Raw genomic sequence first — 25,810 nt, 5'->3', positions numbered from 1 at the left:
GGGGCGACGGCTCCGAACACCGACAGGTCCCGCGGGGTTCCCGCCGGAAGCCGCGTTTGCAAAAATTCCGCGACCCTCGCTATAATGGGATTCAAAAACACGGGGAGAAACCGAACGATGAGCCGACTCACCGAAGGAACACCCGCTTTCCGGCGGGCCAACGGGGCTTTGTTTGCCGGCGGATTTGTCACCTTCTCCATCCTGTATGCCGTGCAACCGCTGATCCCCGTATTTGCGCAGGAATTTTCCATCTCACCCGCGATGGGAAGTTTGGCGTTGTCCGTGACCACGGCCTCCTTGGCCGTTTCCATGTTGCTCCTGGGTTCTTTATCCGACAGTTGGGGACGGAAGCCGATCATGGTCGTTTCCCTTTTTCTTTCTTCCTTGCTGGCGATGGTGACCGCCTGGAGTCCCAACTTTTCCTCCCTCCTGTTGTTCCGCCTGTTGGAGGGAATCATCCTGGCGGGACTGCCCGCGGTGGCGATGGCCTATCTGGGGGAAGAAATGGCTCCCTCCAGCCTCGGAGCGGCGATGGGACTGTACATCAGCGGCAACTCGATCGGCGGATTGGCCGGGCGCGTGTTGAGCGGCACCCTGACCGACCTCTTGTCCTGGCGGATGGCTTTGGCAACCATCGGCGGGATCAGCCTCCTTCTCAGCCTCTGGTTTTGGCGGGCCTTGCCCCCGTCCAACCACTTTCAACCCCGCCGGCCCGACGCCAAGGAGCTGCTCCTCTCGATGGGGCGCCATCTGAAAAACCCGTCGCTCCTGCGGCTCTTTTTCGTCTCCTTTGTCCTGATGGGAAGTTTTGTGACCCTGTTCAACTATATCGGTTTTCATCTTCTCGCTCCGCCCTATTCGCTCAGCCATTCGATCATCGGCTGGCTTTTCCTGGTCTACCTCACCGGATCCTTCAGTTCGGCCTGGATGGGCAGGGAGGCCGACCGCCGCGGCCGAAAAAAAGTGCTTTGGTCGGGTCTCGCGGTGATGCTGGTCGGAGCGATGTTCACCCTGTTGTCTCCTCTTTGGTGCAAGGTGTTGGGGCTCGCCCTTTTCACCTTCGGGTTTTTCGGTTCCCACTCCGTCGCCAGCGGATGGGTGGGAATCACGGCTCAAACCGCAAAGGCGCAGGCGGCATCCCTGTATCTGTTTTTTTATTACGCGGGTTCCAGCGTGTTCGGCACCTTGGGCGGGTGGTTCTGGAGCGGCTTTGGATGGTTCGGGGTGACCGGTTTGATCCTGTTTTTGATCCTGCTCTCCTTTCCCCTCACCCGGCCCCTGTCGGACAAGGAAACGGCTGCGACCAAATAAGCCTCACAGCGGATCGGCGGCTGAACACTCCATGCCCTTCCCCGGGAAAAGCATCGGTTGACCGTCCGCAAAAGCCGGCACATCCAGCTCAAGTGTAGACTCCGAGCCTTCGTGGAAAAAAGATTTACGGAACCAAATTCTGCGCTCAAACGGCGCGTCCCCTCATCGGAAAAGAAAGGATGGAGGCAAATGGTCCGAAAGCGGATCGTCGTTCACGGAAAGGTTCAGGGCGTCGGTTTTCGTTACCATGTGTATCAGCAGGCGCTCCGCATCGGCATTCACGGCTGGGTGAAAAACCTCCCCGACGGCACCGTGGAGATTGACGCGGAAGGTCCGTCATCCCGGATGAAACAGTTCGTAGAAGCGGTCAAAAGAGGAAGTCCGGCGTCAAAGGTCACCCACCTGGACATCCGCGACGAAAAGCCGACCGGTTTTCAACAGTTTGAGATCCGCTATTGAGAGGAGGTACCTTCGCAAGCCGCCCCCGGGAGTTTGAGACAAATCCGCTCAATTCCATCCCGGGGCGCGGGCCAAAATCGGTCTGCCGGCGCTATCCTCCTTTTAATTCTCGCTCTTGTTGTCACAAATTTTCCCCGCCATCCGGTGGAAAATTTATCAAATCCGCCCCCCTTCCGTCGGCGAATCGGCCGGACCATTTTCCCCCTTTGCTCGATTCCTCCTTGAATTTCCCTCTTCTCCTTGATGCATCTTCTTATAGATCTTCCCTGAATTCGCCGCGTTTGTTTTTATAATAAATATTTTTTAGTATTGTCTATAAAAATAAAATTGTTATATAATTGAAATAGAGGGAGCCATTTCACCTGAAGGGGGAATCCGGCATGAGAAAATGGGGAATCTCGGTGCTTCTTTTCAGCATGCTCCTTTTCATCCTGAGCCCTGCGACCGGTATCGCATCCGACCAGTTTCATCCGGGAAGTCTGTACAATACCTTCCGACAAGCCGCCGATGAATTTAAAGTCCCCAGCGAAATTTTGCTGGCAGTCAGCTATGTGGAGACGCGTTGGCAAGATCACAAGGGGCAGCCCAGCCAACTCAACGGTTACGGCTTGATGCACTTGGCCGACAACCCCTCCAACCAATCCTTGAAAGAGGCCAGCCGGTTGTTGGGACTCCCCGAATCGACGCTGAAGAAAAACATTAAACATAACATCCGGGGGGGCGCCGCCGTCCTGGCCGAACTGGCGAAGGAAAACAACGGCGGAACGATTCCGCAAAACCTGGCTGACTGGTATGTGACCGTAGCCGAATACAGCGGACTGTCTTCCGAGATCGCCGCCAAATGGTACGCGGATGAAGTGTTCAAAGTGATCAACGAAGGGGCGCAACGGGTGATTGACGGGAAAGATATTTTTATTCTGCCGACGCCGGTGACACCGCATAAGGGCAAATATGAAAACATCGAAAAGTCCATGGACAAACAGGCGACCCCGGATTATCCCGGCGCAAGATGGATTCCCGCTTCCAGCACCAACTACACGGCGGCCAACCGGGAAAGCGACGGCAATTCCATTGACTACGTCATCATTCACACGACCGAGGGCTCCTACAGCGGAACGATCAGCTGGTTCCAAAACCCTGCCTCCAATGTGAGCGCCCACTACGTAATCCGTTCCAGCGACGGCGAGATCACACAAATGGTGCAAAACAAGGATATTGCGTGGCACGCGGGCAACTGGAACTACAATGTCCACAGCATCGGGATCGAACACGAAGGATATGTCAGCGATCCGGCCTGGTACACGGATGCCATGTATCGCGCTTCCGCCAATCTGACCCGCTGGTTATGCGACCGGTACGGCATTCCGAAAAACCGGAACCACATTATCGCGCACAGCGAAGTGCCGGGAGCGACCCATACCGACCCGGGACCCCACTGGGATTGGAACTACTACATGTCCCTGATCAACCAGTCCGAGGAATACGTTTTTGACAACACGGGTCCCCATATGGCCAGCGACGCGTGGGGGACAAGCTCCTGGAATTCCCAAAAATACGGGAGCAATTATCGATTTGCCGACCCGGTTCTGGCCAGCGATCCCTTCTGGTACCAGATCACCGTCCCTTCCGCCGGAAACTACGATGTTTACGGCTGGTGGCCGGCCAACAGCGGCTACAACTCCAGAGCCCCCGTCGTCATCAAAACCACATCCGGATATCAAACGGTTTACGTCAACCAGCAGTTAAACGGCGGCAAATGGAACTACCTGGGCCGATTCAACTTGGCTCAGGGCACCGATTATTTCATCGGCGTATCCCGATGGACATCCAGTCCCGGATACGTCGTGGCGGATGCTTTCAAGCTGGTCAAGCAATGAGGTTTTCCGGATTTGCAAAAAACCGGCGGTATGCGCCGGTTTTTTGCGATCATGGTCTGACGATCCGAAAACTTCGACCTCACTCTCCCGCCTCATCGCCGTCCGGCTCCCGATGCAGGCCTAACCTCTCCCTGGTTTCCCTGATTTGCTCGAGATGCCTTTGTTCATGCAAACTGACAAATTCAACCCATTGCTCCAGGCTCATGGTCCCAAACAGAGGGTGGCGCATCGAGCAACGCCTCAGTTGATCCGGTGTCAAATCCCGCAAGACGCCGGCAAAAAACCGGTGGGAGCGACACAACTTCTCTCTCAGCGAATCAAGCGTCTTGAAATCGTCGCTCGGTTCCAGATCCGGAATGGGCACCTTCACCCGGAGACTGCGGTCCAAAAGCAGTCGAATCGGCTTTTCCCCGGAGATCTGCTTGTCCGTCCGATCTGCCGCCTTCTTCATCCGACGGGCCACGGTCAGTTCGGTCAAATACAAATGCTCCAGGATTTGCGCGATACTCCAACGATCCGGGGAGGGCTTCCGGTTGATCTCCTCATCCGACAGCCGCTCAACCTCTCGCCATACCTTCTGCCGAATCCGGGCGTTTGCGTCCATGGCGAAGCCTCTCTTTCTTGAGGGGTAATAACAGCATTTTCTACAGAACTTTCCGAACTCCTCCCCCTTCTTGGTTCGGAGGTTGATCCGGGCGGATTTTCCCTGTGCCCAACGATGGTCGGATCCGGACCGTCCCCCGCTCCGGACCGTTTTAACGTTCACTTCTTTCTTCGCGCTTCCGAAACCACTCCAGAGCGAAGTCCACCGCCGCCCGCTGGGGGAACAGGCGCACCTCACCGGGACCGATCCGGAACAACCGAACCTTTCCCGTCCTTTCAAAATCTTTGCCCATCTCTTCGAACTGTTCCGTCATCAAAGAAATATCCCGAAATGTCACCCACTGCCGCTTCCCCTCCAGAATCATGGGCGCTCCCTCCAAATGAGACGGCCGGGTTCCCAGACGGTGCTCCGCCAGATGAAAGGAGGTGTTGTTGTCATAACCGACACCGATCAACAAAACCCAACCCGCCCGCTCATAAATCCGCGCCAGCGGGGACTGCTCGCCCAGGGGAAAATCGAGGGAATGGTCCTCGACAATGGCCTCTGCCTCCCGTCCCCAGGCGGCGAAAGAGAAGCTGGGATGGCGGCTCCGCTTCACTCCCGGCATGGTCCGGAACACCTCGACAATCTTCCCCATTTTCCAGGTCGGGGTATATACCGGGTCGTAGGCAGGCATCGCTTCACGGATCACCGGCCACCAGCTCTCCGGCACCGGCGGGTTTTCCCAGCGGGACGGATCGGAATAATCAGCGGAAAAGGCGGGCATGACAAGCGTTCCTTCCTCGGTGATGACCCTCATCAATGCCTGAACCACTGCCACCGGCCCGCCGCACACAAACCCCAGAGAGCGGAGGGAAGAATGGACGATAACCGTCATCCCCTCCTCCAGCCCCAGCCGGCGGAAATCCGCTGCCAAACTGTCTACGGTGTGGGGGCCTTTCATGCTTTGGATGGATATTGCTTGATTCAACGGAATCAACCCTTTCATCCCTTGTCCAGGGCATTTGTTGCGAATCGGGAACTCCATTGCGGCTATTTCAATCCTTCAAATGCATTGCGGCATTCCGTCTCCATGAACTTCTTAAGGTCAGGAAAAACAGAAGTTGTCATGTCAACGCCATTCTTCCTCTCAAAAAGTTCGTCCTCCTCAGCCGGCTTTCCCCCTCAGCATCTCCCGCAGTGCCGGCTCCAGATCGGGATACCGGAACGTATAGCCCGCATCCAGCAATTTTTTCGGGATCGCCCGGTTGCCCTTCAGGAGCAATTCCTCCCCCACCTCCCCGAACATCAGCTTCAGGGCGAAGGCCGGCATGGGGATCAGAGCGGGACGCCTGAGCGCTTCTCCGAGGGCCCGGATGAACTCGGCGTTGGACACCGGGTTGGGGGATACGATGTTGACCGGGCCCGACACCTCTTCCCGATCGATCAGAAAACGGACGATACGGGGAATCTCCTCCAAGGCCACCCAGCTCACCCCCTGCCGCCCGTGACCGAGGCGACCGCCCAGCCCCAGTTTGAAGGCCGGGAGCATCTGCTTCAATGCCCCTCCGCGGGGGCTTAGCACCAACCCGAAGCGCAAATGCACAACCCGAATGCCCGCCTCCTCCGCCGGCCTCGTCGACTTCTCCCATTCCTTGATCACGTCGGACAAGAAGCCGGACCCGAGGGAATTCGATTCATCCACCTCCCGGACATCTTCGTGGGTCATGCCGATCCCCGAGGCGGAAAGAAACACCTTGGGCGGACGCTTCAAAGCGGCCAGTGTCTCGGCGATCAGCCGGGTCCCCTTTGTCCGGCTGAGAAGAATCTCCTCCTTTCGCCTCTTCGTCCACCGTCCGTTGATGCTCTTTCCAGCGAGATGAACGAGGACCTCCGTGCCTTCCAGCGCTTCGGCCTCGATCTCCCCCGTCTCCGGCTGCCAATAGGCGGTTTCCCGGCCGCCTTGACCGGTTTTCCGGACAAGGCGGAGCACCTGATGTCCCTCCTCCCGGAAGAACTCCGTCAGCCGCGTCCCCACCAGCCCCGTCGAACCCGTGATCGCGATGCGCATCTGCAGCCCTCCCGAAAAGCGACAATTTACTTTCATTTTACATCCCTTTCCCTCTCAAGAAACCCCGCGGCAGTTTCAACAATGGATTATGAATGAAAACTTTCCGACAACGGAGATGCCGTTTTTGTACAAGATGAGGGGATCCCGTGGGTTAGTGCAGAAAGGAAAGAGAAAAGGGAAAGGTGGAAACCGGAAATGCAAAACATATCGAGCGGCGGCCATTTTTGTGGAGGATCAGGATGCGGCACTTCAATTACCGCGATCAACAGTTGGGACCCAAGGGAAGATGGATCCGTCCGGAAAACGTTCAAACCCTACTGGTGTTGTATCCGAAATGGATGATGCCCGACCGGGAGGATCTGAAGCTCTCCATGATGTTTGGCCGGAGTACATATGAAGCGCGAACCCAAATAGATGGCGTGGGGCACCTTCGTTCAATTTGAGGACCCGGACGGGAACCGGTTTGTGCTGAAGGGATAATTGGTGGGAGCAAACAGGAGCCGTTGACCTGTCGCTTTCAGCCGACAAAAAGCGGTGGTCAACGGCTCATTTTATTTAATCGATCCTCTATGGTTGACGGGCATCTCGTCGGGTGAAACGGCGAACCATGCCGGCCGCTTGGTTTTGACCGGCCCGAAGGGGCGCGAACCCCTGACGAAAACGGTTCTCTCCTCTGACGGATCATCGATCGCCATTGACGGATGCAACAGTCCGAAGGACGTTCTCCTGCATCAGAAAAACTCATCCATCAGCTGAAAAAACTCCACTTTCCGCCGATCCACCCTCTTCAACCCGTAAACTTCAAAGAAATACGGAACATACCCTTCGCCGAGATTGTGCGTAATGCTCCTGGCGGCGATGCCCAGATCCCGGTAGCGGTCCGCCACGCCCCTCCGCGCACAATCGATAAATCATGATGGAAGAGTTGGTTCGCAGGGGCCTTTCCCCCGTTTAGGATACGTACTCATCCATTTTTCAGATCCTTCGCACGGAGGCTTTTCTTCACTCAGGGATCACCCTAATTCCCGAATCAAACGTTGAAAGGTGTAAAAAGCAGGTTTCGGAGTATAATCATCCCGCATGATGCCAAATTGATGAAAGAGGTCATCTTTGGAACTGTCGGCATCCCTGAGGCCGAAAAGCTCATAATGAGTGATATTGAGCTCCTGGCGGAGTTTATAAACGGTCCGTATGACCGCCTCCAAAACTTCAGATTGATGCTCGTAAGACCTGTTTTTGCCCGTGAGGGGGTTTTGGCCGGTCGGCCATCCGTTTTCCGTAATGCGTATGGGAACGGAATCGGGGATACCGGCTGTCCTGAGATTCACTTCCCGAAACCTACGCAAAAGGTGTTCTACGGAAGAGGGGATTTTTTCCAAGGGGAGGGGCGGTTCAAACACATCCACATAAAAATTATGTCCAACATAATCTACGGAGTCGACAAAATCTTTCCCACCGAGTTCGGCGAGGTTTTCCCAGAAATTCGGAACCGCCGCCGGGCCGTCGGGTACAGATCCAAATCCGATATTCAGTTGAACATTCGCAGCTTGCGATTCCTCTTTTGCCGTAATCACTCCCCGCACCAACAATTGCAGGATGTTCGGATTCGCTCCGTCCATAAAGCTTAAGTTGGGTTCGTTCGTAATTTGCAGTGAATCGATGTGGGAACCGTACCGTCTGATGATTTTCCGAATAAGCCCGAGCCAATGATTCATCTCGATGTGCGGTGCCAAAGAGCCGACTGTCAAATCTCCCATTAATCCCAGGCGAACATATTTCTCCACGATCGATAACAGTTTGTCCTCCGAATCGGCGGGCCCCGTATAAACGAGGTACATTCTGGGCAACAATTCGGATTTTCCCTGAAGGCGCTTTAATGCCCGCTGGATTTGCTCATAATCGTCCTGGGGACCGACAGCTAAACCGGTGGGCGTACCGGCAACACTGAGCGGATATATCCCAAACTTGAACCCGGATGAAAGCATGATAAACAATCCTTTTCACCTGATATAGCGGAAAGACCGTTTCACATCCAAGTGTATCCAAATCTTATGCGTCTCAAATCCCCAACGGCTTCAGACCTGTCCAGGCTCTTCTCCCTTCGAAGCATCCGGACCGAATGATCGGACCAAACATCGTAAAGATATGGGGGCGATCGCTTTCATGCAACCACTTTCTGACGTATAAGGAGGCATGCGATGCAAGCAGATCAAGGCGCCTCTTAAAGAACGCACCCCACGGAGAAGCCGGCGTGGCCAATCATGGTTCAAAAATCCTTCCGCCGGTAGAGCCAAGACGACAGGAGCAGGGAGAGGAAAAGCATGATTCCGGTAAAGGCGAGCAAAACGATGACCCAGAAAAGGGAGGGGTACGATTCAAACACCTCCAGGAGGCCCCAGAAGTTGTTTTTGACCCCCATATTGTACAACATCGGCGCAACACCGAAGGCGACGATAAAAGTGACAAACAGGCCGATCTTGACAAAGACGGGACCCAACCAATAATACAGCGGGTAAAAAACCGCCGTGAAACCCCAGATTCCCACAAAGGCGATCAGCAGATCCCAAAAATCTCTTTCGGACGGGAGCGAAAAAAATACATTCACCATCTTCGCCGCGCCGATCAAAAGGGTGCTCACGAGGAGCGTGAAGAGGTATTTGGCCCCAACCACCGCGTTTCGGTCGACGGGAAGACTGTTTACAAAGATGTGGCTGTTGTTTTTTTCTTCCACCGAAATCAATTGAAACGGGATAGTCATCGCGACAATTGCGGCCGCCGGCAACAGCTCGTTGATTTTGATAAACCCGATCAGTAACAGAAAAATCACCGACGCGAGAAAAAATAACAAAAAGGTGCGCAGGGCAAGAAAATCTTTGTAAAGCAGGCTTTTCACCGGACATCACCTCGCGCGTTTCGGGCATCTCCTTTGATGGTGTAAACCATGATCTCCTCCAACGAAGGAGCTTCATACAAAGCTTTGTCCCGGAACGCCGCCCGGGCCCCCTTCGGGTCATCCGTCAGCCCCTCAAAGCCGTAGGGCGTCTCCCGCAGGCCCAGAAACAGCTTCCGCTTATCCACATCCAAAAGCTCCGTCCCTCCCTTGACCACCTGGTAGCGATCCGGTATTTCCTCCTTGGTCAGGCTGAAGCGCAGGCGGCCGTCGTGGATGAAGGTGATGTAATCGGCAATGCTCTCCAAATCCGACGTGATGTGGGTGGAGAAAAAGATCGTTTTCTCCCCGTCCTGAATCAGTTCCGCCATCAGCTCCAGGATTTCATGGCGAACCACCGGGTCGAGGCCGGATGTCGGCTCATCCATGATGATCAGTTCCGCGTGATGGGAAAGGGCCAGGGCGATGGACAATTTCATCTTCATTCCCCTGGACAGATGCTTGATCTTTTTGTGGGGAGGAAGGGAAAACCGCTTCAGGTACCCCTGAAACGCCTCCTCATCCCACCACCGATACAGGGAGGCGGTGATCCGCTTGATCTGATCGACGGTCAGTTCATCGTAAAAGTGATCGTCCGCGTAAACAAAGCCGATGCGCTCCTTGATCTCCTTCTCGTGCGCCCGGTGATCGAGGCCGAACAGTCTGATTTGGCCGGCATCCGGGCGGATCAGGTTCATCATCAGTTTGATCGTCGTCGTTTTCCCCGCCCCGTTCGCTCCGATAAAGCCGTGAATATATCCCTTTTGGAGGGTGAACGACAAGGGACCGAGCCGAAAGCCCGGAAAAGCTTTGCTCACCTGGTCCAATACGGCGACCTCTTCCATGATCTCTCCTCCTTATCCGATCATCGCTCCTCGTACAAGAGGGTCAGCATCTCCTTCAGCTCCTCTAGGGAGATATCCAGCGCTTTGCTTTCCGACACAATCTCGGTCAATCGCTCTTCGATCCACTTCAGCCGCTTCTCCCGGAGAAAGGACCGGTTGTGCCCCGCCACAAAGGAGCCCTTGCCCACCACCGAGGTGATCAGGCCTTCCTTTTCCAGCTCGTCGTAGGCCCGTTTGGTGGTGATCACGCTGATGCGCAAGTCCCTGGCCAGCTGGCGGATCGAGGGAAGGGGTTCCCCCTCCTTCAATTCTCCCCGGAGGATGCTTTCTTTGATCTGCCGCTGAATCTGTTCGTAAATCGGCTCTTTGCTGGTGTTGGACAGAACGATCTTCATGGCTCGTCCTTCTTTGAGCAAGTGATAATATTGAACTAAGTGTTCATATACAATATATACATTATGAACTGTGCTGTCAACCGCGTGAAACAAAAAAGCCGGGGCAACAACTTGCCCGGCTGAATGAAGATCGTATCCAAAGCCGTTTCAATGTACCCGAAAATCCTCTTTTCGCTTTTTCGGCGGCGGACAAACGGTGATGGATTCACGGTTGGACGTGAGAACGCATTCTCCTTGAACCAGCGAGGCGACGACGATGTACTCCCCCGGCGGCAGATCTTCGGGAACCTTCCATTCCGGCTTCAGACCGGTGTCGATCAGGACGGTGACGCCGTTTGGTCCGATATCCCAAGTCCGGTCGCTCCGCCGTTCCATCACTGTCCGCCCCGCTTCGTCTTCCAAACGAACCTCCACGGACACATCGGAAAATTCACGGGGATAATCATTGACGGCCACCATCCGTTTAAACAGGGCAAACCCCGGAAGCACTCGGGTCCTTTCCCTTTCCATGCTGACGAGAAGGGGAGCGTATGCCAAACGCATCGCCCCGTAGCCCTTTTTGGGACGCCGATGAACGTCGACGACCGACCAGGTGATGCCCGGCCAGCAATCCACGAACATGAATTGGAACAAGCCCGTGATTTTCCCCTTGTGGCGCCGGTAATGCTCGATCGCGAATTTCAGCAGCTCCGCCTGGTATTGCTGGCTGTTCTCGATGAAATCTTCCAGGCGGTGTCCCAGTTCGACTCCCGCCACGTGAAACATCTGATCGTACTGGAAATTGTGGTAGGCCCAGACGTCCCAATTGGGCGGCCACAAATCCTTTTCGGCCATCATGGATTTCATGGTCTCATGCGACGGCAACGCCTGGGCACCGAATTCCGTCACGAAGGGAGCGCCGGGCAAGGTGACAAAGTCCCGCATCTCGCCGACGTACCAGCCGGGATACACGTGCTCGGCGTATCCCGAAGATTCCTTCACGATGCGCTTTCCGTCCTCCTCCCGCACCGCATGGGCCAGGAGAGGATCCAGATATTTCTCATTGCTGGACGGCTCATTGTGACAACACCAGAGCAGGATGGACGCATGGTTGTACAATTGATTCACCATGTCCTTGATCTGGGAGACGGCACTTTCGACAAATTCGTCCGATTCCTCATAGGACCATTGCAGGGCAAAATCCTGCCAGACGAAAAAGCCCTGTTCATCGCACGCGCGGTAAAATTCTTCCCTCGTAACGTGCGCGTGAACCCGGATCGCGTTGATATGCGCCTCTCTCATCATCTTTAAATCCCGGGCGAAATCCTTCTCGGTCCACCGGCTCAGCCACTGCGTCGGAATGTAGTTGGTCCCCCGGAGAAATATCTCCCGGCTGTTGAGAAATACTTTCCCGTCCCCGTCCTGGCGAACTTCGCGAAGGCCGAAGCGGAACACCTCCTTTGTCTCCTGCCCATCCACCTCATGGGAGACCACCAAACGGTAGAGGGAAGGATCCCCCTGATCCCAAGTCCACCACAGTTTGGGTTCATCAATGGTGATCGCCGTGTAAAGGGTGTGAACTCCGGGCGGCATGTGCCGGGTGATCACCCGCTCGTAGACGGAGTCGGAGGAGAAGTTGTCCGGTTCAATGCGAAAGCGGACCGTTACCGCCTCTTCCCGAAACGCCGCAAACCGGGTTTCAACCGTGACGACGGCGTCGCGTTCCCTGAGATGCGGGGTGATTTTGCATCGCTCCAGCTTGACGGGCGGTGTCGAGTACAAGCGGACGTCGTTCCAAATTCCTCCCGTGGTTTGATCCTGCCCGGTTTCCGGAAAACAGCCCCCGGGACGGGCATCGTGGTGGCTGAACACTCCCTTGATCAACCGCTTGCGATCCGGCCATACGGTTCCCGGTTCCTCCCGCGGGGAAATCACCTTCGAAACCAGCTCGTTCTCGCCCTCCCTCAGCACGTCGGTCACATCAAACTCATGACATTGAAAGTACCCCTCGTGTTCGCCCACCTTTTTTCCGTTGAGGAAGACCTCGTGAAAATAATCGACGCCCTTGAACTGCAAAAAGTAGCGTTGATCCGGATTCAACCGGTCAATCCGGAAAACCCGCCGAAACCAGACCGGCCCGTGAATCTTCTCAAGCCCTTCCTGCACCCAATTGGAAGGGATCCGGATGGTTCCCTCCCACCGGGGGAACGCCGCATCTTCCGAATCCCCCTCGCCCACCGCATATTCCCACATGCCGTTCAGCAGCAATTCCATGGGAATCCCCTTTCCAGCGTATTTGACTGAACTCGGCTGCGGGCGGATCGATGATCCGCCCGCAGCTTCGATGTTCGATCCTCCCCTCCGGACATGCATCCGGGGAAGATCGGCAACCATCCGCCACCGATTCTCCATGCGTTGTGTTTATTTGAACACCTGGAGCTTTTTGGGCCTTTCCTTTCCATCCATTTCCCTTCAGGCAACGCCGCTCCGGGAAAGATGACCCGCATGGGTCATGGCAACCGCAACTCTTTCAATCACCGGGGCTGTCCAGCGGGACCGCACGCATTGGCGCTATCCTCGGCAGAAACGTCCCGGCACTCGTTGGAGCCGGTTCCGCCCTCGAAGTGGTCCTCGCCCGCGCCACCCGTCAACGCATCCCGACCGGGTCCCGCCGACAGGACATCGTCACCGCGTCCTCCGAAGAGCTGATCTTCACCCTCTCCGCCGTACAGGACATCGTCGCCGTTCATCCCATAGATCCGGTCATCGCCCGCATCACCGTAGATGACATCGTCGCCTCCGCCTCCGTAAATGACGTCATTGCCGCCCAGTCCGCAAATCACGTCGTCGCCCGGGGTGCCGTGGATGACATCATCGCCCGGAGTCCCTACGATGGTGCAGGCGCGCGGATGGGCGTTGAACTCTTCCACCGCCATCGGCGGCCGCAGCCTCTTCTCGAATTGCGGCGTGACAAAGGAGCGACGCAGCATGTCATCGGCCAGGAAGTTGCCGATGGACGCCATGATCATGCCCTGGTCGAGGGCCAGGTAGAAATCGGACACCTCACCGGTCTCGACGTTGACGGAGTCACGGAACCCCCACTTGGTATAGATGTCGAAGTCGCGCTCCAGTCTGGTCAAGTTCTTCACCGTCTCCTCCGGCGCCCACCGGAGTGCCAGGAACGCCGCATGGGGCGTCACGACGCCGTTGGTGTACTCCTCAGGCTTCGGGAGGGGCTTGGGCTCACGTCCCTCGCATCCTTCATAGCCGAAATCCGCGAAGGTGTCGTCGTTGTTCGACGGATAACCGTCGGGATTCATGCCGAGAGCGTCGACCCCGTAAGCGCGGTAGCCCCCTTCCGGAACATCCGAAGGGGAAAAACCCCAATATCCGTAACCGGCTTCAACCATGCCGTGATAAATCTGTGCCCGGACGTACAGCGGGTGATTCACCCGCCAGCTGCCCGGCGCCCATTTCTCCTCGGGCACGAACAGCGGAACCATCAAAGCCTCAAACATGCTGCCGCCCCAGTTGGGCACGATGCGCGAGCCGTTGTACCGGTATGCGCCCTCAAACACATCGACGCCGAAGTACTGCCGGTGGAAGCCCTGCGGCCGCATCTCCTGCCATCCCCAATCCTTGCAGCTGTCGGGAAACGTCCGCCACGCCCCGAAGTAATGCTTCTGCGGCATCTCTCCCTTGGCCATGCCGATGTAGCTGGCGATTCGGATCTCGCCGAGCGTGTCATAGCAGCAATGCTTTTCTCCGGTGCTCGGTACGTAGCTGAACAGAAGACGGTTGGTGTCCGGGTCGTAGAAGATGCTGAAGTCCATGCTGTCGAACAGCGCACCGGCTCGGTGCGACAACTCCGGCACGGACTGTCTCACAAGGTGCAGGCCGGTGGCCAGCCATCCATTGTCCACCGACGACAGGATCGGCGTGAGCGGATCACCGGTGCTCGGCCACTCGGTCAATTTCTCACCCGTCCGGTGGTCGTACCAGTTGTAGTACTGTCCGCTCTCCTTATGGCGCTCCATCTTCTCCAGGGTTCCGAGGGTTTTGGAAAGCCGGGATACGAGCTCCTCGTGATCGATGAAGCCGAGCTTCTCGGCCACCAGCGCGCTCCACATATACGCGCCGATATTCGTCGTAGAGGTTTCCACACTGCGGGTGCCATCGACATGCAGGCGGTCCGCCGGCAAACCGCTTTTCTCATCGGTCATGGCGACAAACGATTCCCAGGTATCCTCGGCGTAGCGAAGCAGGATCTTCTCATAGCGGGAAGATGCGGCAGGGCCTGTCGATACGGCGTCCGAACGCCCGCCGCCGTCATCGATGACGGGCGCGGCCGAGGTCACGTTGAGACTGAAAAGCAAGACGAGGGTTACCAGCAAAACCAGCCATTTTCGCATCCCTTTTCACCTCTTTTTCAATCGACCCGGGTTTATAAGAGGCGGGTTTCTTCTCCCGTGAAACCGCCCTTAGAACGCTCAAACGTCAAGTTTCCCGCCAAAACGTCAGCGTCACGGGCGCATCGATCGGTCCGATGCGAAGTAAGCCCTTTTCCGGCGAACCGCCGATGTTCGCGCGCCACCCGTCTCCCATCCGAACCTTCAGCACCCCGCTTCGTCCCACGGGCTTGACGGTCAGAGATGCACGACCCTCCGCCGATTCCCAATGCGTCATCTCCACGGTGGCGTACTCGATGACCAAATCTTCGGCGATCGGGAAATTTCGAAGATACATCGCCCCCGAACGCGGGGGAAGAACAATTTTTTCCCCATCGAAGAGGGGCCGTCCCCCTTCATACAGGTTGGTTTCCTGCTCCCATTCCGTGTAGTTGTGCACGAAAAGGAAAGACTCACTGCCGTTTCTCCTCTCAATCGCCGACAGATGGGGAGTATCCGCCGAAAGATGAGGCCGGATTCCGACCCGTTCCGCGACGGCCCGGATGACGTCCAGTTGGTAGTCGAAATCCTGTCCGATCGCAATTCCCAATACCAAAACCTCTCCGCTTCCCGCCTTCTTGTGGTACGCCGCCGTCTCCCGACGGTTTTGGCGCGTACAGAGAGCGATCGGCTCCCCTTCGTACCTCTCAAATCGCAGCCGCTGCTTGACCGCAATCGATTCCATCCCCAATACGTCGACCACGTCATTTCCGGGGATCACTTCCCACTTCCCGAGTTCCAGGCGATCGGCCAGAATGCGGCAGGGGTTTCCCTCCAAATCGTGCGTCGGAATTTCGGGGTAAAGGACCAACTTCCCCCCTTCCTGCACATAGCGAGCCAAACGCTCCTGCAGATCGGGATCCATATAGGAGGTGGAAAAGACCCACAGGGTGGGGATCTCTTCAGCGGAAAAAGGCTTCAGCAAATCGACGGCGTCAAAGGAGATGTTGGCGGCCGACAGCAACCGCAGGATCCCGTCAAAGGCGAAGTGCTCCCGTTTAAAGGAAAGTTCGTCCATCCGGGGACGGAAACGGGGTTCCACCACATCCGTCAAGTAATCGTCCGGGTTGAAACCGACGTGGGTGTGAACCACCTTCTGCGCCCTGACCAGCCTGTTTCCGACGGTCTTGAGCATTCGGCCGAGATGCCGGGCGGTTTCATATTGAGGGCGCGGCCGTCCCTTCGAATCGACCGGCGCCTGCCACTCGTGGCGGCGGCCGAAAATCCCGATGTCCTCGTAGTTCTCGCCGGCGGTAAACATATAGTAGTTCAACGCCTTCATCCCGTGAGCGATGCACGTCCGGGTAATCAAGTCGAGGTCCTGCGGATAAAGCCGCGGCCTGTCCGCCAGGCGGCCCGACTGGAATTCCGCGGAGAACAGGGGCTGCTCCTTTCGGGAAACCGCTTGCGTGTACACGGAAGCCAGGACGAGATCGTGAAAATTGTCGTAACCCACGTGGCCGGGATAAAAGTCGCCGGCCAACACCGCTTTTTCGATGGATGCAGCTTCGCAGAGTTGGGACAGGCCGATCGGGTAGTCCACCCCCCGGCTGTAGATGGAATAATCCTTGAATCCGTGAACATTGACGACGAAAGGAACTTCGATGCCGTCCTCTTCCGCGAAGCATTTCAACTGATCGATGTACTCCCGGAAGTACCTCCGCCAAAATCGCCGCCATTCGTAATGAAGGGAAAGGGAATCGTCACCCGCTCCCTTTCGAAACGATTCGATCCAATGCGAAAAAGAATCGGCATCCGTGCCGTGTTTTTTGTTCAACGCATGGACGGTTCCGTATTTTTCCTTCAGGTATCGCTCAAATGCGGCGAGGGTTACTTCGTTGAAATCAGACGTGTTGGAAACCCAGTGAAGCATCCCCACTTCGTTGCACAGTTGATACAGGATGACGGGCCCCCCTCGGGTGTGCTGCATCGGAGCGATTACCCGGTTCACTTCGCGGTACCACCGCCGGACCTTCTCGAGAAAGAGGGGGTGTCGGTAAGAGACGACGCGCGTGGGGTGATCCGTTCCATCGGCCCTCTTGGCGACGACCTCCGGATACCGTTCAACCAGCCACGAAGGAATCCCCTCGAAGCGGATTTCCGCCATGACATAGGGACCGGGACGAACGAAGCAATATAGCCCCTTTTCTCTCACCAGCTCGAGGAATGCTTTCAAATCCTTTTCCCTTCTCGTCCGTCCGGCCAGGTCGATATCGCCCTCTTCCCTTTCATGCCACACCCACGGAACGTAAGTGCTGACCAGATTGCATCCCGCTTGGGCGATCATCTCCAGCCGCTGCTCCCACTCTTCGCGCCTCACCCGGAAATAATGCAGTTCTCCGCCGAAGAGGAAAGTCTCCTTACCATCGATCACAAACCTTCCCTTTTCCACACGGACTGAATTCAATACCATCCACTCCTATGATCCGAATCATTTATATTGCACAAGCTGTGTTCCTGCCTGGATAAAATACTTTTGCCCGATGAAGTAGGCGATGACGGAAGGGAGGGTAAACAGGGTTGCCGCCGCCATCAACAGTTCCCATTGAGCGCCATGTTGCTGAAGAAACCCTTGCAGTCCCACCGATATGGTCCACAGCCGTTCATCGTTCAGATAGATCAGCGGACCGAAAAAGTCGTGCCAGACCCCCTGGAAGGTAAAAATGGCGATCGCCGCCAGGGGAGGCATGAGAAGCGGAAGCATGATCTGCCAGTAGATTCGGAACTCCGAGGCGCCGTCGATCCGGGCCGCATCCGACAACTCGTTCGGAATCCCCAGAAGGAACTGGCGCAACAGGAAAATGTTGAAGGACGATCCGAGAAAACTGGGAATGATCAGCGGAAGGTAGGTATTCACCCAACCCAACTTCGCAAAGATGATGTACATGGGAATCATCGTCACCTGGGGAGGCAGGATCACGGTGGCCAAAACCAGCGCAAAGACGGCTCCTCTCCCCCTCCAGCGAATCTTGGCCAGCGAATAGGCGACCAGCGGCGCCGAAAACAGATGGCCGACGATATTGGCAATGACGAGAAACAGCGTGTTAAGCACATAACCGAAAAAGGGCATCGACTGAAACGCGCGCGCATAATTGCTCCATTGGAGCTCTTCCGGCCACAGCTTGGGCGGCAGGGAAAAGATCTCCTGGGGCGTCTTCAGCGAGTTCAAAAACAACCAGACAAAGGGAAACAGAAAGATCAACCCCACCAGGGATAAGAAGACATGGGGCAAAACGGTGCGCTTCAGATGATACGCAAGACTTCGACGTTTTCCTGCGGCCTTCGATTGATCCCTCGTCATCTTCCTATTCACCCCCGTAATACACCCAACGGAGTGATGTTTTGAAAATGATGAGGGTGATCAGCATGACAATCACGAACAAGATCCACGCCAATGCGGATGCATACCCCATGTTCAGGTTGACAAAGGCTTCGCGGTAGAGATTGACGGCGTAGAACAACAAGGACTGATCCGGTCCCCCGGTCGCTCCGTCGGCGAAAATAAAGGATTCGGTAAAGATTTGAAAAGCCCCGATCAAGCCCATGATCAGCTGAAACAGGGTGACCGGCGACAGCGCCGGAAAAGTGATGTGACGAAACCGATCCCAGGCGGTGGCGCCGTCGATCGCCGCCGCTTCATACAATTCCTTCGGGATTCCCTGCAGTGCCGCCAAATAAATGAGCGCCCCTCCTCCGGTTGCCCACAGGCCCATGATGATCAGCGAGGGTTTGGTGAGCGCCGGATCCATCAGCCAAGCCTGATCCGGCAAGTTGAGTCCCCTCAACATCTCGTTCAGAATGCCGTATTGGGGATTGAAAATCCACAGCCACAGGATGGAGTTGGCGACCACCGGGATCGCCACCGGCAGGTAATAAAGCGTCCGGTACAGGGCAATTCCCTTCACTTTCATATTGAGGAGCAAAGCGATCAGCAAGCTGACCGTCAAATGGAAGGGGACCGCGATAAACGCCATGAAAAACGTGTTGGAAAGGGATTTGTAAAAGGATGGATCCTCCAGGATTCTCCGATAGTTTTCCAGCCCGACCCACCGGGGTTCATTGAACAAATCGTATTCCGTCAGGCTGTAGTAGAAAGACTGGGCAAAGGGAATCAACGTCAGAAACAGAAATCCAATGATGAAGGGGGAAGCGAATGCCAACCCCAGCCACAGACTCCGCCATTCTCTTTTTGCCATGTCTCCTCATCCCCCTGAGATGACGACGACGAAAATCGTGCAATCGATGTTCATTTTTGCGCTGCGGAGACCGGCAAAGGTGAATGCGGCTCCTGATCAAACTCCGGCCCTGCGCAGGACAGATCGGGCTGTCCTGCGCAAAGGGGATCCGGAATCCGCATTCAGTTCCTTGCACGCCGGGTCTTCCGCCCTTCCCCGTAAGCGACGATACCGTGATGCCGTCCCAAACGACCGGCTGCTCTACTTCATCGTTTTATCCGCGATGGGCTGGATTTTCTCCGCGATTTTTCTCATCCCTTCATCAAGGGAAATTTTTCCCCGCAGGATTTGATCCATCTGCTTTTGGATCTCATTCAGATATTCTTCCTTGAACGGAAGAGACGGAAGCGGCTTCAATTCGTGCTCTTTCGCGTATTTTGCAAACCGATCAAATCCGGGCACCTTGTCAAAGGCGGGGTCGTCCACCGCACTTTTGCGGGGTGCCAGATTGCCGAGAGCCACGTCGAATTTGAGCATCTGTTCCTTGGCGGTCAGCCATTTGAGGAATTCCCAGGCGGCGTCGGGGTTTTTGGCCCCCTTCGGAATATAGAGCAGGTTGACGTTCATATATCCGACCTTTTTCGCTTCCGGATGCTTTTCGTCATGGGGAATGGGAGCGATTCCGTAATTCAGATTCGGCGCAAACCGATCGATGTGCGTGGCCAGCCACTCTCCGTCGATCGTCATCGCGCACTTCCCGATGAAAAAGGGGTTTTGAGGCGAATCGTACTTGCCGAAACCGGATTGGAAGCGATCCATGTTTTGGGCACCGTGGCGCTTCCAGTTGTCCGCGACCAGCTCAACCGAGGACCGGAATCCCGGATCGGTCGGGGTCACCTTTTTGTCCTTCGGATCCCACATCTTTCCTTCGAAGGAATACATCCAGATGTACTGCTGGTGGGCTCCGGTACAGAGTCCCAACCGTTCCAGGCGCCCCTTCGCATCCGTCTTGTCCAGTTTTTCGCTGTATTCCTTAAGTTCCTGAATGGTTTCGGGAGGCCCGTCCAATCCCGCTTCCTTCAGAAGGTCTTCGTTGTAATACAGCATCCAGGTGTTCATCCCGAGGGGCAGGCCGTACGTCTTCCCCTCGTACTGCACCGCTTCCAGCGCGCCCGGCAAAAAATCGCTCAGATCATAGTTATCCTTTTCAATGTAGGGATCCAACGGCTGCATCGCGCCCTTGTTCGCCCACGAGGCGAGCCGGTTCTCATCGTAATGGACCGCCAGATCCGGCGGGTTGCCGCCCACAATCGCCGTCAACTGCTTTTGCAGATCGCCCTGACTCAAACCCTCCACCTGGATCTTGTCCTGGCTGGAGTTGAACTCGTCGATCAGCTTCTCCATCTGCTCCGCCTCGGCACCCTGCCATGTGTACCAAAACTTCACCACCGTTTTCCCTTGCGCTTGATTGGGTTCCGCGCAACCGGCCAGGATCGTGGCCGCGATCAGACACACCGCCAGAACCGGCGCAAAGGGTTTGATCCTCTTCATCATCCCGCCTCCTTTAATGCGCTTTTCGGGATTGCCCTGCGGAAAAATGCTCCGCGGACATCGGAAATAATCGGAGAACCGCCCACATCGACACCAGGCAAACGACGCTTCCGCTCAAAAACGGGATCAATCCGGGGAACACCGCGTTGACCAGGGCGATCATCGCGATGCTCGCGAGCAGGAACAAAGTCAGCAGAGGCTGTTTCATCCCCGCAAACAGGGCCAGACGGACAATTTCCCGTTTCCTCAGTCGGAGATGGACAGACAGAGGAAAAGCATACAAAAGCACCACGAGATACAAGAACCCAAAACCCAGTGCGGCGAAAGAAAGGAGATCAAAGAACGGATGGTTGAAACTCCGCATCAAACGGATGTCGACATAAAGGAGAATGCCGACAGCCAAGAGGAAATACCCCAGCAGGTTGGCATCGATCCAATTCTTTCGGCAGCTTCTCCAAAACGCGTGAAAAACCTTGAATTCTTGCCCGTTCAACCACCCCCGAACCAGAGTAAACATGGCTGAAGTGGCCGGAAAAAATCCCAGAACCCCCAAGCCGAGGAAGGTAAATAACAGCCACAGCAAATTGACATAGGCCAAGCGCATGATCCATTCACACATTTCGTAGGCTCCACCGATCACTCCCCTCCATTCCATTTCCCATCCCCCCCGATATGGATGGATTGCCGCCGCAAGACTCGCGGATGATCAACTCCGTCTCCAACATCACGGATCGAACGCTCCGGTCTTTCTGGAACAACCGGAACAGAAGGCTGGCAGCCATGGATCCCATGTCGTACATGGGTTGCCGAACGGTGGTCAAGGCAGGCCGAACATAACGGGCGAGCTGAATATCGTCAAATCCGACGATGGCCACCTCTTGGGGCACTTTGATTCCCCGCTCCTCCAGAGCCTCCATCGCTCCGATGGCCATTTCGTCGTTGGCGGAGAAAATGGCCTCCGGCAACAGATCCTGAGCGGCCAGCAGTTTGACTGCCTGATATCCTCCCTCCTTGACGAACCTGCCTTGCAGACACCACTTGGGTTCCACTTTGAGTCCTTGGGCCTTCAGCGCGTCTCGATATCCGAGAAACCGCTGCTGATTATCCGTTGAATTGCTGGGCCCTCCCAAATAACCGATGCGGCGGTATCCCTTTTTCAACAGGTAACTCACCGCCTCAAAGGCGGCTTTCCGGTTGTCCACCCCGACACTGTAGATATGGTCCGCTTCCATCTTCCGGTCGAGAACGATGATGGGGAAATCGGGGCGTGCCGCCTTTCGAATCATCTCGGTGGAAATATTGTGAGCCATGATGATCATGCCGTCCGTCCGCTTCTCCTGAATGTAGCGGACGGATTTCGGATTTTCCCCGACGGCGCTGAGGGCCACAAGATCGTATCCGTTGGAGGCTGTCACATCCTGAATGCCTCGAATCAACTCCGAATAGAAGGGACCGGCCAAATCGGCGAGGATCAATCCGATCGTGTAGGTTTTGCTTGATTTCAGATCCCGGGCAATGCCATTGGGCTGATAGTTCAACTGTTTGGCCGCTTCCAGCACTTTTTTTCGGGTTTCCTCCCGGACATGGGGTTGATTGTTCAGGGCGAGGGAAGCGGTGGAAATGGAGACCCCGGCCAATTTCGCTACATCCTTGATCGTCGCCAACTGGTCATCTTCCTCCGTTTATCAAATATCGAAACGTTTTTGTTTAAAAACAGACAATATTCAGCTCGCATATTCGACATTTATTTAAAACGTTTCGATCTGATTGTAACAGAAATATTCTGTAATTGGCAACGGCTTTTTATTCCCTCCATTTTCTCAATAATGAAAAAATGGATGCGGCTGGACGGTGTCGCCTTCCCGTCACCGACAGAAGCGCGAAAAAAACCGCCCCCCGGGCGGCAAGCATTGAAAACTCGCTCTATATCCGTGCTTTCACTCCAATCCTTCCCACCGGTTTACCACTTTGAGATGGGGATGGATTTCGTATTCGGCGGGAGTGATCGATTTCAAATCTTCCAACGCCAGGTGATCCCCGATCTCGACGAGGATCATTTTTCCCCTCTCAAAGCGGAATACCGCGTGCTCCGTCACCAACACATCCACTTCTTCCCGGGCGGTTAAGGGATACGTGCACTCCGGAAGGATCTTCGGCTGTCCATCCTTGGTCTGATGTGTCGTGGCCACGATCACCCGCTTGGCCCCCACCACCAGATCCATCGCTCCCCCCACGCCGAGGATCGGTTTTCCCGGAATGGCCCAGCTGGCCAGATCCCCTTTCTGGCTGACCTGGAGGGCCCCGATGACCGTGGCGTCCAGATGTCCTCCCCGCATGATGGCAAAAGAAAGGCCGCTGTCGAAATAGGAGGCGCCGGGGAGTTCCGAGACCGGATGGCGGCTGGCGTTGACCAGCCGCGGATCAGCCTGATCCGGCGGAGGGGTGGGACCCACTTCCAGCATGCCGTTTTCCGTGTGGAAGTGGACGGTCACCCCCGGCGGGATGTAATCGCCGACCAGTGTGGGGATCCCGATGCCCAGATTGACCACATCCCCGTCCTTGAGCTCCCGCGCCGCTCTTTTGGCGATGCAATGTCGTATCCGTTCCTTCCGGTTCATTGACCTCACTCCGTCACCAAAATATCGACAAAGACATGGGGGGTGACAATCGCCTCCGGATCCAGACTGCCCGCGGGTACGATCTCATCCACTTCCGCGATGACCCAATCGGACGCCATGACCATCAGCGGATTGAAGTTGCGGGCCGTTTTGTAATACACCAGATTCCCCAATTCGTCCGCCTTGTGGGCCCGGATCAGGGAGACGTCCCCCCTGAGCGCCCGTTCCAACACGTACGGCCTGCCGTCAAAGTACCGGATCTCCTTCCCCTTGGCCAGATCGGTCCCGACCGACGTCGGCGTGTAGAAAGCGGGAATGCCGCTGCCTCCGGCACGGATGGCCTCACAGAAGGTTCCCTGGGGAAGCAACTCCACTTCAATCCTTCCGTCATGGTACGCCTCCACCACATCCGGGTTGGTAGTGAAATAGGTCCCGACCGCCTTCTTCACCATGCCCGCCTGGACCCATTTCCCCAGAGACCGCCGCTCGATGTTGTCGGAGATCACCGTCAGGTCCCGGACCCCCGCCCTCTCCAACGCATCGATGAGGCGCAGAGGAGCGCCGGACAAGCCGAATCCGCCCACCATCACGGTGGAACCCGATCGGATGAGACGAACCGCTTCCTCGGCCGTTTTTCGGATGGCTGGCACCTTTCCCCTCTCCTTCCTTCCGGACAGCCGATTGTTTGTCTGCTTTTTGTGGATATGTTCACATTTTCGTTTTGGAAGTTTCCCAATCTGCAATCCATTATAAGGAGTTACCTGTCAATCATATGTGATAAATTTCACATGTTGTGGTTGTTCACAGACCTGTCCGTGGCATTTTTTTGTCCGTGGACTTCCCCGCAAAAAGCAAGTCCGGAAGCGCTGCAGCGCCTCCGGACTTGCGGTTTCGTTTTCAGCTTCGGGGGATTCTCCCCCCTTCTGACGGTGGATCGCGCCTTCACCGCTACCTTATTCACATTCTCAAGCCGATCATGTTTCCGGACTCATATCGGCGCAATCCTTTGCGGAACAGCCATACAGACGCAAGAAGGAAAAGCATGGAGACCCCGGTCGCCCACAAGGCGAGCGACCAGCTGAAATCGCGGATGAGGGTCACCGGCATCGAACTGATCAACCCCGCCGGCAGAACGGTAAACAGCAGGATCCGCGTGACTCCGCTGAAGATGTCGATGGGATAGGTGGTAAAGGTGATCAGGGCGATCTGCACCTGCTGGGCGATCCCCTCGGCGTTGCCGATGACAAAGGCCAAACACTGCACCAGGATCATCACGCCCAGGACGATGATTCCTCCCAAAAGTTGCGCCGCCAGGAACTTCACCAGATCCAGCCATCCCTCTCCGACGGCGGCGAACAAAATCCAGGCGAACAGGATATCTCCCCAGGCGGAAAAGTTCATCCGGCTGATCAGGATGTGAAGGAGCACGGGTTTGGGCATCGTCAGATAAAGGTCCAGGTGACCGTTGGCGATCATGTGGGCCAGACGAAAAACGTTGCCGAAAAAGGCGCTCACCCACCCCACCGCCCCGGAGGCGATGGCCCACAACCAGAGAATATCCTCCATGGACCAGCCCTTCACCACCGGAAACCGGCTGAAATAGAGCCACCAAAACACGATCCAGACGCTGTTGTTGAGAAGCATCGCCCCCGCCTGGGCCAGGAAGCTGGCGCGAAATTCCATCGCCCCTTGCCAGTTCGCCCGCCAATAGGCCCACAGGAAGCGGAGAATCACCCACCCCTTTTTAACCGCCGTTGAGATCAAGGTTCCGCACCCCCCGTCGGTAGATGACCCCCATCAACCCGAGGGAGAAGAGCGCCCAGCCGATCTGCTTCAGCCACAGGCTCCACCACAAGCCGCCCGGTTCCGTCACCATCATTTTGGCGGGCAGATAGATTACCGCCTGAAAGGGAAGAACGTGGGCCAACCGTTCAACCGATTCCGGAAAAATCTCCAGGGGAAGCATCATCCCGCCCAGGGTCATGAGCAGGCGGGTGTAAATCAGATGAAAGCCCTGCACCTCTTCAAACCAGAAGGCGAAGAGGGCGATGCACATCGTGAAGCTGAAATGGATGACGAGCGACACGGGCAGAAAGAGGAGAAATCTCCCCAGCTGCCCGGGCCCCACCTCCGGCGGGCCGAACAGGAGAAACACCAGGGCGCCGCCGATGGCGAGATTGATGGACAGGCGCAGGATGAATTCGGCGAGATAGGCGCTGAAGTGGGCGCCCACATAGCTGAAGGGACGGATCAGGGTTACGGCCACCTGTCCGCTTTTCACCTCCTGTTCCACCCTCTCCACCAGCGGCGGATAAGCCATCATCATGGACTCCGTCACCGTAAGGTACCACATCATCATGGGAAGGGAAAAGCCGGCGATTCGGTCCTTGCCTGTCACCTCGTAGGTGACTCCCCACAATTGGGTGAAGATAAACAGAACGACGATCAAAAACAGGGTCCGGATCAGAAAGTCCTGGATGTAAGCGAAATGGTTTTTCAGATGGATCCGAAACAGCCCGACATATTTCCTCCCCTTGCGCAGGTAAGAAAAAATCGACCCGCTTTGCAA

24 protein-coding genes are annotated in these 25,810 nt (G+C 56.0%); 4 read left to right on the top strand and 20 right to left on the bottom strand.

Annotated elements, in window-relative coordinates:
• Window positions 1–117: 117 nt before the first annotated feature.
• From CLV97_RS07260 to CLV97_RS07250, 3 genes are all read left to right on the top strand, one after another.
• Entirely contained in the window at window positions 118–1,311 is a 1,194-nt protein-coding gene (locus CLV97_RS07260; protein ID WP_106344924.1) for an MFS transporter, read from the top strand.
• Between the two features lie 189 nt (window positions 1,312–1,500).
• Window positions 1,501–1,770 carry an acylphosphatase gene (locus tag CLV97_RS07255; protein WP_106344863.1) on the top strand — a complete coding sequence of 90 codons (270 nt, stop codon included), beginning with the start codon at window positions 1,501–1,503 and terminating at the stop codon, window positions 1,768–1,770.
• A gap of 380 nt (window positions 1,771–2,150) precedes the next feature.
• Window positions 2,151–3,647, top strand: a complete 1,497-nt coding sequence (locus CLV97_RS07250; protein WP_106344862.1) for a golvesin C-terminal-like domain-containing protein — start codon at window positions 2,151–2,153, stop codon at window positions 3,645–3,647.
• A gap of 79 nt (window positions 3,648–3,726) precedes the next feature.
• Here CLV97_RS07250 and CLV97_RS07245 read toward each other — a convergent pair whose 3' ends face one another.
• The 3 genes from CLV97_RS07245 to CLV97_RS07235 form a co-directional block, all read right to left on the bottom strand.
• Window positions 3,727–4,251 (bottom strand): DinB family protein, encoded by a 525-nt coding sequence (locus CLV97_RS07245; RefSeq protein ID WP_106344861.1) that lies wholly within the window; start codon window positions 4,249–4,251, stop codon window positions 3,727–3,729.
• Between the two features lie 151 nt (window positions 4,252–4,402).
• Window positions 4,403–5,227 (bottom strand): AAC(3) family N-acetyltransferase, encoded by an 825-nt coding sequence (locus tag CLV97_RS07240; RefSeq protein WP_281257593.1) that lies wholly within the window; start codon window positions 5,225–5,227, stop codon window positions 4,403–4,405.
• 171 nt (window positions 5,228–5,398) lie between these two features.
• Entirely contained in the window at window positions 5,399–6,301 is a 903-nt protein-coding gene (locus tag CLV97_RS07235; RefSeq protein WP_106344860.1) for a TIGR01777 family oxidoreductase, read from the bottom strand.
• Window positions 6,302–6,540: 239 nt separating this feature from the next.
• Here CLV97_RS07235 and CLV97_RS07230 point away from each other — a divergent pair, with 239 nt between their 5' ends.
• A complete protein-coding gene (locus tag CLV97_RS07230) occupies window positions 6,541–6,744 on the top strand; it encodes a hypothetical protein (RefSeq protein WP_146130428.1) in 204 nt (67 codons plus the stop codon).
• A gap of 288 nt (window positions 6,745–7,032) precedes the next feature.
• Here the strand turns inward: CLV97_RS07230 and CLV97_RS18080 are convergent, their stop codons facing one another.
• The 17 genes from CLV97_RS18080 to CLV97_RS07150 all read right to left on the bottom strand — a co-directional run bounded on the left by CLV97_RS18080 (window position 7,033) and on the right by CLV97_RS07150 (window position 25,810).
• Complete coding sequence (locus tag CLV97_RS18080) at window positions 7,033–7,188, bottom strand: protein kinase family protein (RefSeq protein WP_170070397.1); 156 nt, start codon at window positions 7,186–7,188, stop codon at window positions 7,033–7,035.
• Window positions 7,189–7,314: 126 nt separating this feature from the next.
• Window positions 7,315–8,286, bottom strand: a complete 972-nt coding sequence (locus CLV97_RS07225) for a hypothetical protein (protein ID WP_106344858.1) — start codon at window positions 8,284–8,286, stop codon at window positions 7,315–7,317.
• Window positions 8,287–8,567: 281 nt separating this feature from the next.
• Window positions 8,568–9,194 (bottom strand): ABC-2 transporter permease, encoded by a 627-nt coding sequence (locus CLV97_RS07220; protein ID WP_106344857.1) that lies wholly within the window; start codon window positions 9,192–9,194, stop codon window positions 8,568–8,570.
• The gene (locus CLV97_RS07215; protein ID WP_106344856.1) at window positions 9,191–10,075 is read right to left on the bottom strand and encodes an ABC transporter ATP-binding protein; all 885 of its coding nucleotides are present in this window, start codon (window positions 10,073–10,075) and stop codon (window positions 9,191–9,193) included. Before CLV97_RS07215 ends, CLV97_RS07220 begins: the two co-directional genes overlap by 4 nt.
• Window positions 10,076–10,095: 20 nt before the next feature.
• Entirely contained in the window at window positions 10,096–10,470 is a 375-nt protein-coding gene (locus CLV97_RS07210; RefSeq protein ID WP_106344855.1) for a GntR family transcriptional regulator, read from the bottom strand.
• Between the two features lie 147 nt (window positions 10,471–10,617).
• A complete protein-coding gene (locus CLV97_RS07205; RefSeq protein WP_170070396.1) occupies window positions 10,618–12,723 on the bottom strand; it encodes a glycoside hydrolase family 2 protein in 2,106 nt (701 codons plus the stop codon).
• A gap of 260 nt (window positions 12,724–12,983) precedes the next feature.
• Window positions 12,984–14,861, bottom strand: a complete 1,878-nt coding sequence (locus CLV97_RS07200) for a glucoamylase family protein (RefSeq protein WP_211295702.1) — start codon at window positions 14,859–14,861, stop codon at window positions 12,984–12,986.
• Window positions 14,862–14,946: 85 nt separating this feature from the next.
• Window positions 14,947–17,304 carry a beta-galactosidase gene (locus CLV97_RS07195; protein ID WP_245891422.1) on the bottom strand — a complete coding sequence of 786 codons (2,358 nt, stop codon included), beginning with the start codon at window positions 17,302–17,304 and terminating at the stop codon, window positions 14,947–14,949.
• Window positions 17,305–17,328: 24 nt separating this feature from the next.
• On the bottom strand, window positions 17,329–18,198 hold the full coding sequence (locus CLV97_RS07190) for a carbohydrate ABC transporter permease (RefSeq protein WP_106344852.1): 870 nt from the start codon (window positions 18,196–18,198) through the stop codon (window positions 17,329–17,331).
• A 4-nt stretch (window positions 18,199–18,202) separates the two neighbouring features.
• On the bottom strand, window positions 18,203–19,093 hold the full coding sequence (locus CLV97_RS07185) for a carbohydrate ABC transporter permease (protein ID WP_106344851.1): 891 nt from the start codon (window positions 19,091–19,093) through the stop codon (window positions 18,203–18,205).
• 240 nt (window positions 19,094–19,333) lie between these two features.
• The gene (locus CLV97_RS07180; RefSeq protein ID WP_245891421.1) at window positions 19,334–20,623 is read right to left on the bottom strand and encodes an ABC transporter substrate-binding protein; all 1,290 of its coding nucleotides are present in this window, start codon (window positions 20,621–20,623) and stop codon (window positions 19,334–19,336) included.
• Between the two features lie 13 nt (window positions 20,624–20,636).
• Entirely contained in the window at window positions 20,637–21,278 is a 642-nt protein-coding gene (locus tag CLV97_RS07175) for a YesL family protein (protein ID WP_106344850.1), read from the bottom strand.
• Window positions 21,235–22,287, bottom strand: coding sequence for a LacI family DNA-binding transcriptional regulator (locus CLV97_RS07170; protein ID WP_106344849.1), 1,053 nt, complete (start codon window positions 22,285–22,287; stop codon window positions 21,235–21,237). Before CLV97_RS07170 ends, CLV97_RS07175 begins: the two co-directional genes overlap by 44 nt.
• A 273-nt stretch (window positions 22,288–22,560) precedes the next feature.
• On the bottom strand, window positions 22,561–23,241 hold the full coding sequence (locus CLV97_RS07165; RefSeq protein WP_106344848.1) for a 3-oxoacid CoA-transferase subunit B: 681 nt from the start codon (window positions 23,239–23,241) through the stop codon (window positions 22,561–22,563).
• A gap of 5 nt (window positions 23,242–23,246) precedes the next feature.
• Window positions 23,247–23,891, bottom strand: a complete 645-nt coding sequence (locus tag CLV97_RS07160; RefSeq protein ID WP_106344847.1) for a CoA transferase subunit A — start codon at window positions 23,889–23,891, stop codon at window positions 23,247–23,249.
• Between the two features lie 307 nt (window positions 23,892–24,198).
• On the bottom strand, window positions 24,199–25,005 hold the full coding sequence (locus CLV97_RS07155; RefSeq protein ID WP_245891420.1) for an ABC transporter permease: 807 nt from the start codon (window positions 25,003–25,005) through the stop codon (window positions 24,199–24,201).
• A complete protein-coding gene (locus CLV97_RS07150) occupies window positions 24,986–25,810 on the bottom strand; it encodes an ABC transporter permease (protein WP_106344846.1) in 825 nt (274 codons plus the stop codon). The genes CLV97_RS07155 and CLV97_RS07150 overlap by 20 nt, the downstream gene beginning before the upstream one ends.

This window comes from Planifilum fimeticola (assembly GCF_003001905.1).
GTDB classification, from domain to species: domain Bacteria; phylum Bacillota; class Bacilli; order Thermoactinomycetales; family DSM-44946; genus Planifilum; species Planifilum fimeticola.
This window is presented reverse-complemented; position numbering and strand designations above follow the sequence as displayed.

Excerpts from the sequence above, each read along its gene's own strand:
- CLV97_RS07260 (WP_106344924.1), top strand. The coding sequence starts at position 118 with ATGAGCCGACTCACCGAAGGAACACCCGCTTTCCGGCGGGCCAACGGG.
- CLV97_RS07255 (WP_106344863.1), top strand. The coding sequence starts at position 1,501 with ATGGTCCGAAAGCGGATCGTCGTTCACGGAAAGGTTCAGGGCGTCGGT.
- CLV97_RS07250 (WP_106344862.1), top strand. The coding sequence starts at position 2,151 with ATGAGAAAATGGGGAATCTCGGTGCTTCTTTTCAGCATGCTCCTTTTC.
- CLV97_RS07245 (WP_106344861.1), bottom strand. The coding sequence starts at position 4,251 with ATGGACGCAAACGCCCGGATTCGGCAGAAGGTATGGCGAGAGGTTGAG.
- CLV97_RS07235 (WP_106344860.1), bottom strand. The coding sequence starts at position 6,301 with ATGCGCATCGCGATCACGGGTTCGACGGGGCTGGTGGGGACGCGGCTG.
- CLV97_RS07230 (WP_146130428.1), top strand. The coding sequence starts at position 6,541 with ATGCGGCACTTCAATTACCGCGATCAACAGTTGGGACCCAAGGGAAGA.
- CLV97_RS07225 (WP_106344858.1), bottom strand. The coding sequence starts at position 8,286 with ATGCTTTCATCCGGGTTCAAGTTTGGGATATATCCGCTCAGTGTTGCC.
- CLV97_RS07215 (WP_106344856.1), bottom strand. The coding sequence starts at position 10,075 with ATGGAAGAGGTCGCCGTATTGGACCAGGTGAGCAAAGCTTTTCCGGGC.
- CLV97_RS07210 (WP_106344855.1), bottom strand. The coding sequence starts at position 10,470 with ATGAAGATCGTTCTGTCCAACACCAGCAAAGAGCCGATTTACGAACAG.
- CLV97_RS07205 (WP_170070396.1), bottom strand. The coding sequence starts at position 12,723 with ATGGAATTGCTGCTGAACGGCATGTGGGAATATGCGGTGGGCGAGGGG.
- CLV97_RS07200 (WP_211295702.1), bottom strand. The coding sequence starts at position 14,861 with ATGCGAAAATGGCTGGTTTTGCTGGTAACCCTCGTCTTGCTTTTCAGT.
- CLV97_RS07190 (WP_106344852.1), bottom strand. The coding sequence starts at position 18,198 with ATGACGAGGGATCAATCGAAGGCCGCAGGAAAACGTCGAAGTCTTGCG.
- CLV97_RS07185 (WP_106344851.1), bottom strand. The coding sequence starts at position 19,093 with ATGGCAAAAAGAGAATGGCGGAGTCTGTGGCTGGGGTTGGCATTCGCT.
- CLV97_RS07180 (WP_245891421.1), bottom strand. The coding sequence starts at position 20,623 with ATGAAGAGGATCAAACCCTTTGCGCCGGTTCTGGCGGTGTGTCTGATC.
- CLV97_RS07175 (WP_106344850.1), bottom strand. The coding sequence starts at position 21,278 with ATGGAATGGAGGGGAGTGATCGGTGGAGCCTACGAAATGTGTGAATGG.
- CLV97_RS07165 (WP_106344848.1), bottom strand. The coding sequence starts at position 23,241 with ATGAACCGGAAGGAACGGATACGACATTGCATCGCCAAAAGAGCGGCG.